The sequence below is a fragment of the Arthrobacter sp. TmtSoilC79 genome, from assembly GCF_059739405.1.
Genome location: NZ_AP046051.1, coordinates 710791 through 728003, shown reverse-complemented (window position 1 = coordinate 728003; position 17213 = coordinate 710791). Strand labels below are relative to the sequence as shown.

General features: G+C 63.8%; 16 protein-coding genes. 8 read left to right on the top strand and 8 right to left on the bottom strand.

All coding sequences use genetic code 11. The features are described from left to right. Positions 1–74: 74 nt before the first annotated feature. From AC6JA3_RS03480 to purM, 3 genes are all read left to right on the top strand, one after another. A complete protein-coding gene (locus tag AC6JA3_RS03480) occupies positions 75–407 on the top strand; it encodes a hypothetical protein (protein WP_026543486.1) in 333 nt (110 codons plus the stop codon). A 146-nt stretch (positions 408–553) separates the two neighbouring features. Further along, positions 554–2185: an amidophosphoribosyltransferase gene (purF, locus tag AC6JA3_RS03475; RefSeq protein ID WP_026547027.1), complete on the top strand. Its 1632-nt coding sequence runs from the start codon at positions 554–556 to the stop codon at positions 2183–2185. Then, the gene (gene purM / locus AC6JA3_RS03470) at positions 2182–3330 is read left to right on the top strand and encodes a phosphoribosylformylglycinamidine cyclo-ligase (RefSeq protein WP_223943776.1); all 1149 of its coding nucleotides are present in this window, start codon (positions 2182–2184) and stop codon (positions 3328–3330) included. The genes purF and purM overlap by 4 nt, the downstream gene beginning before the upstream one ends. A 165-nt stretch (positions 3331–3495) precedes the next feature. On the opposite strand, the gene AC6JA3_RS03465 is transcribed toward purM, so the two are convergent. From AC6JA3_RS03465 to AC6JA3_RS03455, 3 genes are all read right to left on the bottom strand, one after another. Then, positions 3496–4266 carry a VOC family protein gene (locus tag AC6JA3_RS03465; protein ID WP_347782568.1) on the bottom strand — a complete coding sequence of 257 codons (771 nt, stop codon included), beginning with the start codon at positions 4264–4266 and terminating at the stop codon, positions 3496–3498. After that, entirely contained in the window at positions 4263–5045 is a 783-nt protein-coding gene (locus tag AC6JA3_RS03460; protein ID WP_026543482.1) for a VOC family protein, read from the bottom strand. The genes AC6JA3_RS03465 and AC6JA3_RS03460 overlap by 4 nt, the downstream gene beginning before the upstream one ends. Positions 5046–5231: 186 nt before the next feature. Beyond that, positions 5232–5456: a DUF3073 domain-containing protein gene (locus AC6JA3_RS03455; protein ID WP_011776148.1), complete on the bottom strand. Its 225-nt coding sequence runs from the start codon at positions 5454–5456 to the stop codon at positions 5232–5234. Between the two features lie 701 nt (positions 5457–6157). Between AC6JA3_RS03455 and AC6JA3_RS03450 the strand changes: the two genes are divergently transcribed. Then, positions 6158–6802, top strand: coding sequence for a septum formation family protein (locus AC6JA3_RS03450; protein WP_347782567.1), 645 nt, complete (start codon positions 6158–6160; stop codon positions 6800–6802). Positions 6803–6879: 77 nt separating this feature from the next. On the opposite strand, the gene clpB is transcribed toward AC6JA3_RS03450, so the two are convergent. Beyond that, complete coding sequence (clpB, locus tag AC6JA3_RS03445) at positions 6880–9537, bottom strand: ATP-dependent chaperone ClpB (protein WP_026543481.1); 2658 nt, start codon at positions 9535–9537, stop codon at positions 6880–6882. Between the two features lie 247 nt (positions 9538–9784). Between clpB and AC6JA3_RS03440 the strand changes: the two genes are divergently transcribed. Then, positions 9785–10402: an MSMEG_1061 family FMN-dependent PPOX-type flavoprotein gene (locus AC6JA3_RS03440; RefSeq protein WP_026543480.1), complete on the top strand. Its 618-nt coding sequence runs from the start codon at positions 9785–9787 to the stop codon at positions 10400–10402. Between the two features lie 50 nt (positions 10403–10452). Here the strand turns inward: AC6JA3_RS03440 and AC6JA3_RS03435 are convergent, their stop codons facing one another. From AC6JA3_RS03435 to AC6JA3_RS03420, 4 genes are read right to left on the bottom strand one after another with little or no spacing between them, the layout of a single operon-like run. Continuing rightward, positions 10453–11547: a sulfate/molybdate ABC transporter ATP-binding protein gene (locus tag AC6JA3_RS03435; protein ID WP_347782566.1), complete on the bottom strand. Its 1095-nt coding sequence runs from the start codon at positions 11545–11547 to the stop codon at positions 10453–10455. Continuing rightward, positions 11544–12359: an ABC transporter permease gene (locus AC6JA3_RS03430; RefSeq protein ID WP_347782565.1), complete on the bottom strand. Its 816-nt coding sequence runs from the start codon at positions 12357–12359 to the stop codon at positions 11544–11546. Before AC6JA3_RS03430 ends, AC6JA3_RS03435 begins: the two co-directional genes overlap by 4 nt. A 13-nt stretch (positions 12360–12372) precedes the next feature. Next, entirely contained in the window at positions 12373–13179 is an 807-nt protein-coding gene (modA, locus tag AC6JA3_RS03425) for a molybdate ABC transporter substrate-binding protein (protein WP_347782564.1), read from the bottom strand. After that, positions 13176–13586 (bottom strand): TOBE domain-containing protein, encoded by a 411-nt coding sequence (locus tag AC6JA3_RS03420; protein WP_026543476.1) that lies wholly within the window; start codon positions 13584–13586, stop codon positions 13176–13178. The genes modA and AC6JA3_RS03420 overlap by 4 nt, the downstream gene beginning before the upstream one ends. Positions 13587–14105: 519 nt before the next feature. On the opposite strand from AC6JA3_RS03420, the gene AC6JA3_RS03415 reads away from it, so the two are divergent. The 3 genes from AC6JA3_RS03415 (at position 14106) to AC6JA3_RS03405 (ending at position 17203) form a co-directional block, all read left to right on the top strand. Beyond that, complete coding sequence (locus tag AC6JA3_RS03415; protein ID WP_347782563.1) at positions 14106–15440, top strand: FAD-binding oxidoreductase; 1335 nt, start codon at positions 14106–14108, stop codon at positions 15438–15440. A gap of 132 nt (positions 15441–15572) precedes the next feature. Then, entirely contained in the window at positions 15573–16442 is an 870-nt protein-coding gene (locus tag AC6JA3_RS03410) for a DUF4031 domain-containing protein (protein ID WP_347782562.1), read from the top strand. Positions 16443–16456: 14 nt separating this feature from the next. Beyond that, the gene (locus tag AC6JA3_RS03405; protein ID WP_347783629.1) at positions 16457–17203 is read left to right on the top strand and encodes a 2-phosphosulfolactate phosphatase; all 747 of its coding nucleotides are present in this window, start codon (positions 16457–16459) and stop codon (positions 17201–17203) included. The last annotated feature ends 10 nt before the right edge of the window (positions 17204–17213 follow it).

Below are 17213 nucleotides of genomic sequence, written 5' to 3'. Positions count from 1 at the left end.
CCAGTTAATGCCAATGTTCTTCAAGGACATTGGCATTAACTGTCACTTGGGCGGAGAACGGTAGGCTTTAACGCATGGCTTCAGAGGACACCACCCCCAACTCCGCCCGTCGCGAGATCACGGTTCGCCGGGCACCCAAGTTTGTTCCCTTCATGATTTTGGGAGCAGTGGTTGGTGCAATCGTGGCAGCCATCATCGCCTACGGCCGCCAGGCAGACCCCGCCTTTGACGCCGGCACGGTGTTCGGCTTCTTCCTGATCGTTTGCGCGGGCGGCGGCGTCATTCTTTTCTCCATCCTCGCCCTGGTCCTGGACCGGATCAGCATCAAGCGCACACAGCGTGCCGTAGTTGAGCCCGTTCCGGATTCGGTTCCGGACGAAGGACCAGAGAACGACGGCGTCCGCTAAGTCAGGCGCCCGGCCCACCTGCTTGCGGGGTGCCGAGTGTGAGACGCGCCGCATTTTCGGCCGAACTCCCCTGATCAAGGCCCGTTCCGGGGGTCACATAAGCTGCGGGGGAACGTACCACGCCGACATCATGAGACAATCGACCAGTGGCACGTGGCGACGGAAAACTTTCTCATGATCTTCTCCCCGGCGAAAAAGGCCCCCAGGACGCTTGTGGCGTCTTCGGGGTTTGGGCTCCCGGTGAAGAAGTAGCAAAACTCACCTATTACGGGCTGTATGCGCTGCAGCACCGCGGACAAGAATCGGCTGGTATAGCTACCAGTGACGGCAAGCGCATTAATGTCTATAAGGACATGGGCCTTGTGTCCCAGGTCTTCGATGAGACAACCCTGAACACCCTTACCGGGCACCTGGCCGTTGGCCACTGCCGGTACTCCACCACCGGTGCAAGCCACTGGGCCAACGCGCAGCCGACTCTGGGTGCAACAGCAACCGGCACGGTTGCCCTGGCCCACAACGGCAACCTGACCAACACCGCTGAGCTCCGGGAAATGATCCTTGAGCGCAACGATGGCCAGCTGACCGGTGAAATGAAGCAGGGAAACACCTCGGACACCGCCTTGGTGACCGCACTCCTTGAGGGTGAAGAGGGCAAGACCCTGGAGCAGACCGCGCTGGAGCTGCTGCCCAAGATCAAGGGCGGCTTCTGCTTCGTCTTCATGGATGAAGGAACGCTCTACGCAGCCCGCGATACCTACGGCATCCGCCCCTTGTGCTTGGGCCGCCTGGAGCGCGGCTGGGTTGTCGCTTCCGAGCAGGCCGGCCTGGCCACCGTTGGCGCAAGTTTCATCCGCGAAATCGAGCCCGGCGAATTCATTGCCATCGACGAGGACGGCGTCCGCTCCCAGCGCTTCGCTGAGGCAACCCCCGCCGGCTGCGTTTTCGAATACGTCTACCTCGCCCGCCCGGACGCTGCCATTGCCGGCCGCTCCGTGTACGAGGCACGTGTGGAGATGGGCCGCCAGTTGGCCCGCGAAAACACCCACGAGGCAGACCTCGTTATTCCGGTTCCCGAGTCAGGCACCCCCGCAGCCGTGGGCTACGCCGAACAGTCGGGAATCCCGTTCGCGCACGGCTTCGTCAAGAACGCCTACGTGGGCCGCACCTTCATCCAGCCCTCGCAGACCCTGCGCCAGCTGGGTATCCGCCTCAAGCTCAACGCTTTGGAGTCGGTGATCCGCGGCAAGCGCATTGTTGTGGTGGATGACTCGATCGTCCGCGGCAACACGCAGCGTGCCATCGTACGGATGCTCCGGGAAGCCGGTGCCGCCGCGGTACACGTAAAGATTTCCTCTCCCCCGGTCCAGTGGCCCTGCTTCTACGGGATCGACTTCGCGTCCCGCGCGGAACTGATCGCCAACGGTGCCACCATCGAGGAGATCTCCCAGGCAATCGGCGCTGACTCGCTGGCCTACATCTCCGAGGACGGCATGATCGGCGCTACCCAGCAGCCGCGCGAACGTCTGTGCACCGCCTGCTTCACGGGCAAGTACCCCATCGAGCTTCCCCACGCGGACAAGCTCGGGAAGAACCTGCTGGAGCGCACCGACCTTGGCGGCCTGCCTGCTGCCTCTGAGGCCGATTCCGTGGACGATACCGAGGACCCGGCCGAGAAGCCCGGCGCCACGGGCTGCGATCCCGGACCTGACGCCGAATTCGAAAACCTGCTTACCGACGCTGATCGTTTGACCGACGCCGACAAGAAAGAGTCTGTATGAGCTCCGCAACACCCGCCGCTGAGAATAACTCCGGTATCACCTACGCCTCCGCGGGTGTGGACGTCGAAGCGGGAGACCGCGCAGTCGAACTCATGAAGGGCGCCATCAAGGCCACCCACAACTCGTCGGTGATTGGCGGCGTCGGCGGTTTCGCTGGCCTGTACGACGTCTCAAAGCTGCTGACCTACAAGAAGCCGCTTCTCGCAACGTCCACCGATGGCGTGGGCACCAAGGTAGCCATCGCCCAGGCCATGGACATCCACGACACCATCGGTTTCGACCTCGTTGGCATGGTGGTGGACGACATCGTTGTGGTGGGTGCTGAGCCCCTCTACATGACCGACTACATCGCTTGCGGCAAGGTTGTCCCCGAGCGCATCGCTGACATCGTCCGCGGTATCGCTGCTGCTTGCTCCGTTGCCGGCACCGCGCTGGTGGGTGGCGAAACCGCTGAGCACCCGGGCCTCCTGGGCGAGCACGAATACGACGTCGCAGGTGCTGCCACCGGCATCGTCGAAGCCGACGCCCTCCTCGGCCCGGACCGCGTCCGCGCCGGCGACGTCGTGATCGGCATGGCATCCTCCGGCCTGCACTCCAACGGCTACTCCCTGGTCCGCCGCGTCATCAACCACGCCGGCTGGGCCTTGGACCGCCAGGTATCCGAACTCGGCCGCACGCTGGGCGAAGAGCTTCTGGAACCCACCCGCGTCTACGCAGCTGACTGCCTCGACCTCGCCCGCACCTTCCCCGTCACGGGCGGCGCGGCAGTGCACGGCTTCAGCCACGTCACCGGTGGTGGCCTCGCCGCCAACCTGGCACGCGTCCTCCCGCAGGGCCTGGTAGCTACGGTTGACCGCAACACCTGGGAACTGCCGGCCATCTTCAAGCTGGTCTCCGAGCTGGGCAACGTCCCCCTGGCCGACCTGGAGCGCACGCTCAACCTCGGCGTGGGCATGGTTGCCATTGTTTCCGCCGAAGCAGCCGATGCTGCCGTGGCCCGCCTGAACGACCGTGGCCTGCCCTCCTGGGTTATGGGCACCGTTGCGGCTGACAGCGACTCGATCGACAAGACCGGCCCGGACTACGTCCAGGGTGCCAAGGGCGTCGACGGCGGCGCTGTGCGTTTGGTGAACGCCTACGCCTAAGCGCGTTATTGCTTCATAAAGGAGCGGCCAGGCAGTGATGAACTGCCCGGCCGCTCTTTTACGTTTCCGGCGTCTTCGGTGTGTTGACGCCTTGGGTGCGTCTCCGGGGCCTCCCTGGGCTTCGGTGTGTTCAGGCCTTCAGCGCCTTCAGTGCCTTCAGTGTCTTCAGACCTGGATCAAGCTCAGGATTCCGCCTTGCGGGTCCTGAATCGTGGCGAGTGATCCTGTCTCAGCCCCTTCTTCCGGCTCGACCAGCAGTTCCCCTCCGGCTGCCAGAGCGGCTTCAGCGGCCTTACGCACGTCGGCCACGCCAAAGTAGATCTGCCAGGCAGCGTCCTCGCCTTCATCGGCAGGAACGATGCCGGCCACCTCGTCACCGTTGACCATCAACGTACTGTAGCTGCCGCCGTCGTCCTGCGGATATTCGGTAACCTCATGCCCGAAAAGCTGCTGGAAGAACCCGACGGCGGCCTGCGGCTCAGGCGTCAACAGTTCAGCCCACGCCAAGGCGCCGGGCTCGTTGAACAGGTGGCTTCCCACATGCGTTCCCGCCTGCCAAATACCTGTAATCCCGCCGCCCGGAGGTTCGACGAACGCCAAAACCCCTGTATCCGCTACTGCCTCGGGACCAAACTGAAGCTTCCCGCCTGCGTGGGCGGCGTCGTCGGCAATTTCGTCGGTATCAGTGGCGGCGATGTAGATATTCCACTGCCCGTGCGTTCCGGCTGCCTCCTGCATGGGGTTCTGCGGTGCGATGACGGCAACCAGCTGATCCTTGACGAAGGCTTGCGCATAGCTTCGCCCGTCCGGAGTGGGAAGGTCCTTGTAGCTCCACCCGAAAACCTGCTGATAAAAATCCTTGGCCGCGGACACGTCACTGGTCTGGAGGTCGGCCCAGCACGGCTCTCCGCTGGCGTAGTGCTTACGTGAAGTCATGATGCCAAGCCTGTCATGATGCTGAAGGCGGCGCCTGCAGGGTCCATGAGGACTGCCATGCGTCCGACTCCCGGTACATCGAATGCGGGGGCAATAACGTGGCTGCCCAGCTCGACGGCCTGCTCCACAGTCGCGTCAATATCCACCACATTGAAGTAGGTCATCCAGAACGGTGACAAGCCCTGGATGGGCAGCTTCAGCGCACCCGCAATTCGTCGTCCGTCCACCAGCAGGCTTGTGTACTCCTGCAAGTCGCCGGATGGTTCAGTTTCGCTGGTGCAGCCAGTCACGGCTTCGTAGAAAGCTACGGCTTTAGGGACATCGTTGGTCTGCAGTTCATTCCAGATCATGGTTCCCGGTTCGTTGACCAGTCCCGACCCAGGATGCTTTCCTGCTTCCCAAAAGCCAATCTGGGCTCCGGTGGGATCTGTGGCGAAGAACATACGCCCGGACCCGTTTGGAACGGAGTCAGGAGGGAAAAGGAGGGCACCTCCGGCAGCTTCCACCCTTTGTGCGGCCTCGTCAGCCGAGTCAACCGCAAGATAGTTGGCCCAGTAGGACGGCATCCCTTCCGGGGCATCCGGCATCTGCTGCATCATTCCGGCAACATACCGGCCCTTGAGCTTGGCCATGTAATACGTCATGCCGTTCCCGGCATCCATGGCGTCCAGCTCCCATCCGAAGAGGTCGCTGTAGAACCTGGTGGAAACGTCAATGTCGGTGGAAGAAAGGTCCACCCAACACGGCGTCCCCTGCGTGTAGCTGTCGACCTCCGGCATGGCGTTCCTTTCGATGCACTCGAAACTCCAGCCTACGCAAAAAAGGGCCCTCAGGGTACGCCAATGACTGGCGTGCCCTGAGGGCCATTTTTCAAAAGATTTCCGGCATCCTGAAATGCGCGATGACCTTTAAAGTACGACGGCGGTCCGCAACTCAGCGCCTACGGCACCTGTTGGTTGCGACAGCTATCCGATCCGGCGGGTGTCAACCTCGTCGTCATCATCTTCCGCGTACTTGTCCTCATAAGCCGAATAGTCCGGCTCAGGGGGATCGTCGGGGAAGTGGCTCTTGACACGACTGGACGGACCCGTGAGCTCCCGCTCAAGTGCCGAATAGTCAGTGTTCGGGGAGTAGTACTTAATATCCCGAGCCTGCTTGGTAGCTTTTGCCTTTTGACGGCCGCGCCCCATGGCGTGACCCCCTTTTGTACTTGGACCGGAGGTGGTCACCTTGGCTATCGGTGAGGCCCCGGAATGTTTGGTCAATTTGTCGTATGTCTAGATTACATGCTTTCAGGGGTGCCTGCGCGCCACCACAGCCCCCATCAGGACCAGCCCCGGCCAAAACCACGGCCAAACACCTCCCCGGGGGCCAAAAATTGGGTAGAGTCTGCCTCAATGCGGCGTCACAGCAGGAAGGGCACACCCAGGAAATGAGCCAGGACAACACCCCGCCACGCGAGGGCTCCCCACGCGATCAGGACAAGGATGGGGTGCCTCCCGCGCCCAAAACCGAACCAGCCGGCGCTGATACGCCGGCATCCGGGACGGGCGGGCAAACGGAGGGGGCATCAGATGGCCAGCAGCCCGAGCAACCGCCCACGACGGGCCCCGACAAGCAGCCTTCCCCCGAGCCTGGGCAACAGCCCGTCTGGGGACAGCAGCCTGGGACGGTTGCGGGACAAGCTGTTGGGGGACAAGCTGTTGCGGGACAAGCTACTGACCGGCCGGACACGGAACAGACAGTCGTGTCCACGGCCCAGCAGCCGCCCTCCCCTGACACGCAAACCACGCCGGCCCCCTGGGCATCCCCGTCAGGGCTTCAGCCGGATCCCGCACCGGACCTCGACCCCGACTTCGTTCCTGACCCAGCCTCCCAGCCGGATCCGACGATGCCACCGTCTGACGGACAAGCCCCCGCATACGCCAGCGCCTATCCGGGCCAGCAACCGTATCCCGGGCAGCAGCCCTATCCGGGCCAGCAACCGCATCCGGGGCAAGAGCCACAGCCCGAACCGCACGGAGATCCGGTAAAGCGGCAGCGTTTGGTCATTGGCGGAATTGTGGTGGGTGTTCTCGTCCTTATAGGCGTGGTGATTTGGGTGCTGCTGAACCTGCTGGGAACCCGTCCCGAAGCCGCTGTCACCACCCCAAGCGCCACCGCTACCGCGGGGCCGCTTCCCCGTGACGCCAATTCCAAGGACTTCCAGGTGGGCGACTGCTTCGCCGACTTTGATCCCAACGCCAGCGAAGCACGCGCGGTAGCCTGCGATACCGAGCACTCGGCCCAGCTCATTGGAGTGCACGTGTACCCGGGCGAGGATTCCTTCCCCGGAACCAATGCCCTGCGGGACAAGGGCCGCGAGGTGTGCAAGGCCTCGGTGGCAAAGCTCAATGATGCGGCCGGCAACTACGTCTTGCTGCAGCAGAATGTGTACCCGAGCACCACCAGTTGGGACCGGGGCGACCGTCGGGTCGATTGCTTCATTGTGGTGGACTCAGGCAACACCATCAAAGAAGACCTCCTGCAGAAGTAGCCCGCCGGCTGCACTTGCATCCGACGGGCTGCTCCTTGCTGGTCCCGCACCGCGTGCGGGAAGAAATACTGTGGTGGTTACTTCCTGCGGACTGTGAGTCCGGCACCCGCCGGCATGCCGCCGTCGGGACCTGCCAGCGCTTCGAGCCCCTCAATGGTGAGTTCGTCGAGGTCTGCTGCGGTGTCCACCAGCACGGTATCTCCGTCGCTGATTTCACCGGCAAGGATCTCCTTGGCCAGGCGGTCGCCGATTTCACGCTGGACCAGCCGGCGAAGAGGCCGGGCGCCGTATGCGGGATCGAAGCCGGACATAGCCAACCATGCCCTGGCTCCATCCGAAACCTCGAGGCTCAGGCGGCGGTCCCGGAGACGGTTGCTCAACTCGGCCACGTGCAGTTCCACGATCCTGGCCAGCTCTTCCACATTCAGGGGATCGAACAGCACGATCTCATCCAGGCGGTTCAGGAATTCCGGCTTGAACGATGCCTGCACCACTGCCATGACTGCATCACGCTTCGCCTTGGCATCCATGCCCGGGTCTACCAGGAACTGGCTGCCGGAGTTGGACGTGAGCACCAAAATGGTGTTGCGGAAGTCCACGGTGCGGCCTTGGCCGTCGGTGAGGCGGCCGTCGTCGAGGACCTGCAGGAGGATGTCGAAGACCTCGGGGTGGGCCTTCTCCACTTCGTCCAACAGCACCACGGAGTACGGCCTGCGCCGGACTGCCTCGGTGAGCTGGCCGCCTTCTTCGTAGCCGACGTATCCCGGAGGAGCACCCACCAGGCGGGCCACTGAGTGCTTCTCGCTGTACTCGGACATGTCGATCCGGATCATGGCGCGTTCGTCGTCAAAGAGGAAGTCCGCCAGGGCCTTGGCCAGCTCGGTCTTACCGACGCCGGTGGGTCCCAGGAACAGGAAGGAACCCGTGGGTCGGTTGGGATCGCTGATGCCGGCACGGGCACGGCGCACGGCATCGGACACAGCCTGCACAGCCTTGCTCTGTCCGATCAGGCGCTTTCCGAGTTCTTCCTCCATGTGCAGCAGCTTCTGCGATTCCCCTTGCAGCATGCGTCCGGCAGGGATGCCCGTCCAAGCGGAGATGACCTCGGCAATATCGTCAGCGGTCACGTCTTCAGCAACCATCAACTCAGGCTTTGAGTCACTCCGGGCCGACTCCTCCTCAGCAGCGGCGCTCAACTCACGTTCAAGGGCGGGCAGCTCCCCGTAGAGGATCCGCGACGCCGATTCCAGGTCACCTTCCCGCTGGGACTTATCCGCGGCAGAACGCAGTTCGTCGATCTTGGCCTTGAGGTCACCTACCCGGTTGAGTCCGGCCTTCTCCGCTTCCCAGCGCGCATTCAAAGCGCTGAGTTCTTCGTTCTTGTCCGCTTTGTCCGCACGCAGGGCAGCCAGCCGTTCCACGGATGCAGGATCCGTTTCACCTTGGAGGGCCAGTTCTTCCATGGTCAGACGGTCTACGGCGCGGCGAAGCTGGTCGATCTCCTCCGGTGCGGAGTCGATCTCCATGCGCAGCCGGGATGCTGCCTCGTCCACGAGGTCGATGGCCTTATCAGGAAGCTGCCGTCCGGAGATGTAGCGGTTGGACAACGTTGCGGCCGCCACCAACGCCGAGTCCGCGATGGCCACTTTGTGGTGTGCCTCGTAGCGTTCCTTCAGGCCGCGAAGGATGCCGATGGTGTCCTCCACGCTGGGCTCGCCGACGTAGACCTGTTGGAAGCGCCGCTCAAGGGCGGGGTCCTTCTCAATGTTTTCCCGGTACTCGTCCAAGGTAGTGGCACCGATGAGGCGCAATTCGCCACGGGCCAGCATGGGTTTGAGCATGTTGCCCGCATCCATTGCACTCTCGCCTGTGGCGCCGGCGCCGACTACCGTGTGGATCTCATCGATGAACGTAACGATTTGTCCATTGGAGTTCTTGATCTCCTCCAGGACGGCCTTCAGGCGTTCCTCAAATTCGCCGCGGTACTTCGCCCCGGCCACCATCGAGGCGAGGTCCAGAGCAATGAGCGTCTTTCCGCGCAGGCTCTCCGGGACGTCGCCGGCCACCATGCGTTGGGCAAGCCCCTCAACGACGGCCGTCTTGCCAACGCCGGGCTCACCAATGAGTACAGGGTTGTTCTTGGTTCGGCGGCTCAGCACCTGAACGACGCGGCGGATCTCGCTGTCACGCCCGATGACCGGATCCAGCTTGCCGGAGCGCGCCACCGCAGTAAGGTCGGTGCCGAACTTCTCCAGCGCCTGGAAGGTGTTTTCCGGGTCCGGCGAGTTGACGTTCCTGTCCCCCCGGACACCCGGCAGGGCGGCGAGCAGAGCCTCATGGGAGGCGCCGGCGTCGCGCATCAGCTTCCCCACCGCGTCACTTCCGGCCGAAAGACCCAGCAGCAGATGTTCAGTGGAGACGAAGGAGTCGCCGAGCTTGTCGGCCTCGTTCTGGGCAGCCTGGATGGCCTGCACCGATTGGCGTGACATTTGGGCCTGCTGGACGGAACTTCCTGACGACGACGGAAGCGCTTTGATGGCCGAGCTGGCCTGCACGCTCACGGCATCCGGGTCCGCGCCGGTAGCGCGCAGGAGTGCCACGGCAACACCTTCACGCTGGTCCATCAGCGCCTTCAACAGGTGAGCGGGCTCCAACTGCGGGTTGCCCGCCGTCGAGGCATTCATGGCGGCCGCAGAAAGGGCCTCCTGGCTTTTGGTGGTGAATTTGACGTCCAAAGAGTGCTCCCTTTCTGGAGTGGATCCAATGCTTTCAAAGTTGAGTCTACTACGCTCAACTTTGAATTTGGTCCACTGGGTTCCATGTTTGCCCACGGCGAAACCAGTGTCCAGATAAAACCATGGCTATGTGAACAACAATCGGCTTCGCTACCCGTCGCACCCCACGCACCTGTACTCCGATGCGCATTTGGCGGGAACGGTTGCAGACGCTCCGCAGGGCAAAGAACACCCGTAGGCTGTGGCCATGGATACCATTTCAAGCCCGGAAGAACTCGAAGACCTCATAGGACTCCCCCTTGACCGCGTGCGGAAGAAGGTCCGTACTTCACTCAGCGATTTCGATCGCCAGTGGCTGGCAGCCAGTCCTTTTTGCGTGCTTTCGACTACCGATGCGCTGGGCCGGGTAGACGCCTCGCCCAAGGGAGACCCTGCTGGATTCATCCACGTCCTGGATGAGCACACTGTTGCCATCCCGGAGCGCCCCGGAAACCGGCTGGCCTTCGGCTTCCACAACATCCTCGAGAACCCGAACGTCGGCATCTTGTCGGTCGTCCCGGGCCGGACGGACACCCTGCGGATCAACGGCACGGCACAGATTATCCGGGACGCAGACTTCTTCGATCACATGGTGGTCAAGGGGCACCGGCCCCGCGCAGCCGTGGTGGTTTCCGTAGAGGAAGTATTTACCCATTGCGGCAAGGCTTTCATGCGGAGTGGCCTATGGCAGCCCGAAACCTGGGATCCGGAAGGCCTGCCCAGCATCGCGATCCTGGCACAGACCTACACCCAACCCGAGACACCGCTGGCAGACCTGGAGTCCTACTACGGACCGTCCTACGCCGAGAGGATGTACAAGGACTGACCGGCACCGGACCGGGCAGCAGCCCCCAGGCACCGGAGGGGCAGCAGACCTCAGGAGGGGTACACCGAGACCAGCGCGGACTTGACCACAAACCTCACGTCCATGCCCGGCACCAGGCCTAGATCGGCAGAGGCTGCCGGGGTGATATCGGCCGAAAGGGACTGTTCCGATGCGCCGGAGCGTGCACGCACACGGATCTGGTCGCCGTGCGGCTCGAGGTCCGTGATGACCACAGGGAAGGAGTTGCGGGGACTTCCGTGCACCTCGCCCGGAAAAACGGAAACGCTCGACGGCGGGAAGGCGGCCACGCCTGCCTGACCGGGCAAGGGTGACCAGTCAGGATCGTGCCGGCCCGCGAAAACCCGGCCATCCGGCGTCGTAATTCCCTCGCTGGTGAGGGTGCCCGTGACCAGGTTGAGGCCGGCCAATCCGGCGGCAAAGTGGCTTCTGGGCCGTTCGAGGACCTGCCGGGTTGGCCCTGCCTCGGCGATCCGGCCGTTGTCCACCACGATGACGCGATCGGCCAGCATGTAGGCATCCAGGACGTCGTGCGTCACGATGATGGCCTTGCGGTCCTGCAGCACCCTTTTGAGCACTCGACGCAGCAGCGGAGCGGCGTGGATGTCCAGCGCGGCCATCGGCTCGTCCAAAAGGAGCAATTCAGGCTCGGCAGCGAGGGCCCGGGCCACGGCAACCCGCTGGGCTTGTCCGCCCGATAGTTGAGCCGGCCGCCGGTCAGCGAGCGGCAGTGCCTCCACCTCGGCCAGCCAGTGCTTGGCTGTTTCCCGGGCCGCCCGTTTGGAAGCACCCACACTGCGCGGCCCGAACGCCACGTTGTCCAACGCGTTCAGGTGGGGAAACAGGAGTGCTTCCTGGGCCAGCAAGGCGGTGCCCCTGAGGTGCGGCGGGCTCCACAGGCGGGTGCCGCCGTCGAGGTTGAACAACGTCCTGAGGCTGTCTCCGTTGGCCGCCGCGCCCATTGTGGCTGTTCCGGCGTCCGGCCGCAGCAAGCCGGCAATGATCCCCAGGAGTGTCGACTTCCCGGCCCCGTTGGGCCCAAGGATGGCAACGGTCTCACCGTCGGCAAGACTGAGCCGCAGATCAAAGTTCCTGGCATTGAGGCGGGCATGGAATTCGAAGCTCATGGCTGGACCTCCACGGACTTGTTGCGCTGCCTGCGGCCGTAACTGAGCCCCACCACAGCAACCGCAACCGCCACCAGGACCAAGGACAATGCGACGGCGGCATCGGCGTCGGTCTCACGCTGCAGATAGATTTCCAACGGCAACGTTCTGGTTACCCCCTCCAGGCTTCCCGCGAAGGTCAATGTGGCACCAAACTCGCCCAGGCTGCGCGCGAAGGATAAGACAGCACCGGACGCCAGGCCTGGCAAAACCAGCGGAAGGGTGACACGACGAAGGACTGTTGTGGGCCGGGCTCCGAGCGTGGCTGCCACCGCTTCGTACTTGTTTCCGGCCGATCGCAGCGCGCCTTCCAAACTGACCACCAGGAAGGGCAAGGCCACGAAGGTCTGTGCCAGGACCACCGCCGTGGTGGAAAACGCGATCTGGATCCCCGCCGCCTCCAACGATTTACCCAAAAGCCCCTGCCGCCCGAACGTGTAGAGGAGCGCAATGCCTCCGACGACCGGCGGAAGAACCAGCGGCAGGAGGACAAATGCCCTGAGCAACCGCTGACCGGGAAAGTCGCCGCGTGCCAGCACCAACGCCAGGGGCACTCCCAGCACGATGCAGAGCAGGGTACTCGCAGCCGAGGTTCGCAGACTCAAACCCAGCGCCGCCAACGAGGATTCGGAGGTGATGAGGGGGACGAATTGCGGCCAGTTGACCTTGGCCAGCATCGCCACCAGTGGAAGGACCACCAGCAATCCCCCGACGCCGGCGATGACAAAGACCCACGACGGGATGCCGTGGTAGCCGGAGCCGATGCGTTTCATCACAATCCCCCGGTTACGGAGCGCCGAAGCCGGCGTCGGCAAGGATCTTCCTGCCGTCGTTGCCTGTGACCATGGCAATGAAGGCAGCGGCCAGTTCCTTGTTCTTGCTGGTACCTACGGTTGCGATCGGGTAGGTATTGACGGCCTTGTCCGATTCCGGGAAGGGGACGCCCTTGACCTTGTTGCCCGCTCCCTTGATATCCGTTACGTAGACCAGCCCCGCGTCGGCTTCCTGAGAGGTGACTTTGCCCAGGACATCGGTTACGGAGGATTCTTCACTGACGGGGCTCAGGGTTATACCGGCAGCTTTCTCGACCACGTCCGCAGCTGCGCCGCAAGGAACCTGGCTGGCGCACGTCACCACTTTGACGCCCGGTTTGGCCAGGTCGGCAAAAGAAGAGATCGACGCCGGATTGCCCGGCGGGACGGCAATCTCCAGCACGTTGGTGGCAAAGTTCAGGGCGGTGCCGTCCACGAGCTGGGCGTCTGCAAGCTTGGTCATGTTCTTGGTGTCGGCGGAGGCAAACACGTCAGCGGGGGCGCCCTGGGTAATCTGCGTGACCAAGTCCGAGGAACCGGCGAAGCTTAGATTGACCTTGGTTCCGGGGTTCCTGGCCTCAAAGTCCTGGGCCAATTGAGTAAACGTCGTTTTCAGGGATGCCGCTGCGAAAACAGTGATCTCGCCTGACAGCGGGGACGAAGCAGCGGCTGAGGGGGCCTCAGATGTTGACGTGTCCGCTCCACAGCCTGCGAGGCCCGTCGAGAGGGCGCCGGCAAGCAACAGTGATGTAAGTCTGGGTCGACGACCGGCGATGCTCATATGATGCTCTTTCCCTGGGGAGTCTCGATGATGACGGTGGTGGCCTTGACCACGGCGGTGGCTACCGAGCCGAGCTCCAGCCCGAGGTCCCTCACGGCTTCACTGCTCATGAGTGACACCACCCGGAAAGGGCCGCATTGAAGCTCCACCTGCGCCATGACCTTGTCCGCCGTGATCCCCGTGACCAAGCCGACGAAGCGGTTTCGGGCCGAGCTTCCAACCCGGGCGGGGTCATCCGGGAGATGGGACTGGTCGCGGGCAAGTGTTGCGAGTTCCAGGCCATCCACGGCAAGGCGCCCGGCCGGATCCTTCTGCGCCGTCAGCGTTCCGTTCTCAGTCCAGCGCCTGACGGTGTCGTCACTGACACCCAGAAAGCGGGCGGCCTCAGAGATTCGTATTTGCGGCATGATACGAGTGTAGTTCCGCATATGCGTTGGAACATGGTTGGTTTGTCCGCAAACCGAATATTACTGAAACCGTAACGGGGCGGCATCCGCGCAGCGGCACCGGCGGGAGGCGGCACCCGCGCAGCGGCACCGGCGGGAGGCGGCACCCGCGCAGCGGCACCGACGGGAGGCGGCACCCGCGGGAGGCGGCACCCGCGCAGCGGCACCCGCGGGAGGCGGCACCCGCGCAGCGGCACCCGCGGGAGGCGGCACCCGCGCAGCGGCACCGGCGGGAGGCGCCGCCGTCGTCGTACTCTTCGTCACCGTGGCGCCCCTCTGGCGTCACCGGGGCACCCCTTTGGCGTCACCGGCGCACCAGTTCCCGCGCGAGGCACCCGTCAGCACCGGTGAGATGGGCGCGACGGGGTGCGCCGCCGTCGTCGAACTCTTCCTCATCGGGGCGCCGTTGGCTCTGGCCCCAAGGGACCCGCCGCCGTACCCTGTTCTAGGGAGAGAGTCTTAGGCGCGAAGGAGCGTCCCATGGAATGGATTCGTCCGGACAACCCCAGCTATGACGAGGCCCGGAAACTCTTCAATGCGATGATCGACCGCAAACCGGCTGTCATCGCCAAATGCTCCGATCCCGCCGAAGTGGCTGAAGCCCTCAGCTATGCGCACAACCACAACCTGGACGTTGCAGTGAGGTCCGGCGGGCATTCCGTGGCGGGCATGTCCACCAACGACGACGGGCTGGTGATCGACGTCCGTCCCATGAAGTCCATCAGCATCAACACCGAAGCGAAGACTGCCACCGCAGGTGCCGGACTCACGTGGGGCGAGTTCGACCGGGCAACCCAGCAATACGGCCTGGCCGTTACCGGCGGCCGCGCCTCAACCACGGGTGTTTCCGGATTCACTTTGGGCGGAGGCTCGGGATGGCTGGAGCGCTCCTACGGTTTCGCCTGCGACAACCTGCTCTCGGTGGACCTTGTCACAGCGTCCGGGGATCGGGTGACCGCCAGTCCGGGAGAGAACCCGGAGCTGTTCTGGGGACTCCACGGCGGCGGAGGCAACTTCGGTGTCGCAACTTCCTTGACCTTCAAACTGCACGATCTTGGGCCCACAGTCATGGCCGGCCTGATGCTGTTCCCGGGCGGGGATGCCGCTGACGTGTCCCGTGCCTACCGGCAGATCGCCCTTGACGCTCCCGACGCAGTCGGCACAGCGCTGGTGTACCTCACCGCCCCTCCGGAAGAGTTCATTCCCGAAGACATGGCGGGCAAACTGGCCGTCGGCATGGCCTACCTCTACGCGGGAGACGTTGAGTCGGGCGAAGAACATGCCCGGCCTTTCAAAGAGTTGGGACCCGCCGTGGACCTGGTCTCTCCCATGGGTTATGCGGACTTCCAGTGCATGATCGACGACCCTCCGGATCTCTACAACTACTGGAGCGCCGACTATCACAACGAGCTCACTGATGATGCGCTGGATCTCCTGGTGGACTCCGCGCAGCGGCTGCCGGGCCCGAATTCCCAACAGTTGGTGGTGCGCTGGGGAGGAGCAGTGGGCGGCCCCGCAGCGGCGAACACACCGTTGCAGCATCGAGGCGCAGAGTGGGTCAGTCACCCCTTCGGCCTCTCTGCAACCCAGGAGGGTGGGCAGGAAGCCAAAGCCTGGGTCAAGCAGTTCCGACAGGACATAGCCCCGCACACTACGGGCGGGGTGTGGCTGAACTTCATCGGCGACGAAGGCCAGGACAGGATCATGGCTGCCTACGGCGAACAGAACTATCGCAGGCTCTCCCTGGTCAAGCGCGAATTCGATCCCGACAACGTGTTCCGCGGCAACCAGAACATCCTGCCCGCCCAGCACTGAGATCCCTACGCTCCTTCCCAGTTGCCGTGAACAGTTCGGACAGTGAAGCCCGGATTTCCGGGGCGGCAGCACGGCGGTAGACGTCCCGATGGCCGGCAACTGGGAAGGATCACTTGGGATTACACTTTGGCAATGGCCGTCTACATTGATCCGCCCCTATGGCCCGCGCATGGGACCGTTTTTTCGCACCTGGTATCGGATTCAACCCTGGATGAGCTTCATGCGTTCGCGGCTGCTGCCGGAATTCCGGAAAGGGCCTTCGACGGCGATCACTACGACGTCCCCGAACGCCGCTACGATGACCTCGTCCTCGCCGGTGCCATACCCGTTGAGGCCCGGATCCTGGTCCGCAAACTCATAGCGAGCGGCCTGCGGATTCCGGCGCGCGAACGGAGCAAAGCCCTCACAGTCCCTTTGATGGAGCGGTGGAACGGCATTCTTCCCGGCCACGAGGAGTTGGGGCTGGAACTATTGGAACGCTGGGGTGAGGACGGCAGGAAATACCACAGCCGCACCCACCTCCTGGCAGTTCTTGAGGCCCTCGACCTCCTGACCGAACCCGCCGTACCTGCCCGTACCGTCTCCTTGGCAGCCTGGTTCCACGACGCCGTGTATGAGGGAGTCGCCGGCCAGGACGAGGAAGACTCGGCCGTGCTGGCGGAGGATCGCCTCACGGCTGCCGGTCTACCCCCTGACGATGTGGCCGAGGTAGCGCGGCTTGTCCGGCTCACCTCCAGTCACTCCCCGGAAGCGGATGACCATGCTGGGGCGCTCCTCTGCGACGCGGACCTCTCAGTACTCGGCGGCGACCAGCAAGCCTACGCACGGTACCTGGCCGCCGTCCGCGAAGACTACGCCCACGTCAGCGACGAAGACTTCGCGAAGGGGCGCGCCGCCGTCGTGCGTCACCTCCTGAACCTGGAACCGCTGTTCCATGGGGAACGAGCCAAAGGGCTCTGGCTCGACGCCGCGCGGCGCAACCTCGCGGCGGAACTCGCGTGAGCGGTTCCCCGGATATGGCGGGGGTGCCGCAGCGGCAACTTCCGTACGCGGTCCGGTTTGAATGGGGGCTCGACGGCGCCCGTGCGGTAGTCCCCGGTGCGGACCTCGCGGTGGTGGTCGATGTCCTGTCCTTCACCACGTGCGTCAGCGTTGCGGTTGACCGCGGGGCTGTGGTGTTTCCCTATCCTCACCGGGACGCAGGAGCAACTGATTTTGCGGCGCATCATCAGGCTTTGCTCGCCGGGCCGAGGAACACCGGGGGCTTGAGCCTTTCCCCTTCCAGCCTCCGCACGGCGGGCACGCTGGAGCGCGTGGTTCTCCCCTCCCCCAACGGTTCAACAATCAGCCATGAGCTTGCGGCATCGGCGCCCAAAGTAGTGGCTGTCTCACTCCGAAACGCCGCCGCAACGGCCCGCTGGGTCCATGCCGCCCTGCCCGCCGACGCCGTGATCGCCGTGATCGCAGCAGGTGAAAAGTGGACGGATGGAGCGTTGCGGCCGTCGTTGGAGGATCAACTTGGTGCGGGCGCGTTCATTGCCGGCCTCGCAAATGCCGGGCGTCGCGGCTTTTCTCCCGAAGCTGAGATGGCCGCTGTTTCGTTCGGTGCTGCCCGACCCCGGCTGACAGAAATGTTGCGCAGTTGCTCCAGCGGCCGGGAATTGATCGACGCCGGTTATGCCGGGGACGTCAGCATCGCGGCAGAGTTGGATGACAGTTCTGCGGTTGCCTTGCTGCTGAACGGTGCTTTTAGGACGCCCTAGACTAGGAGGT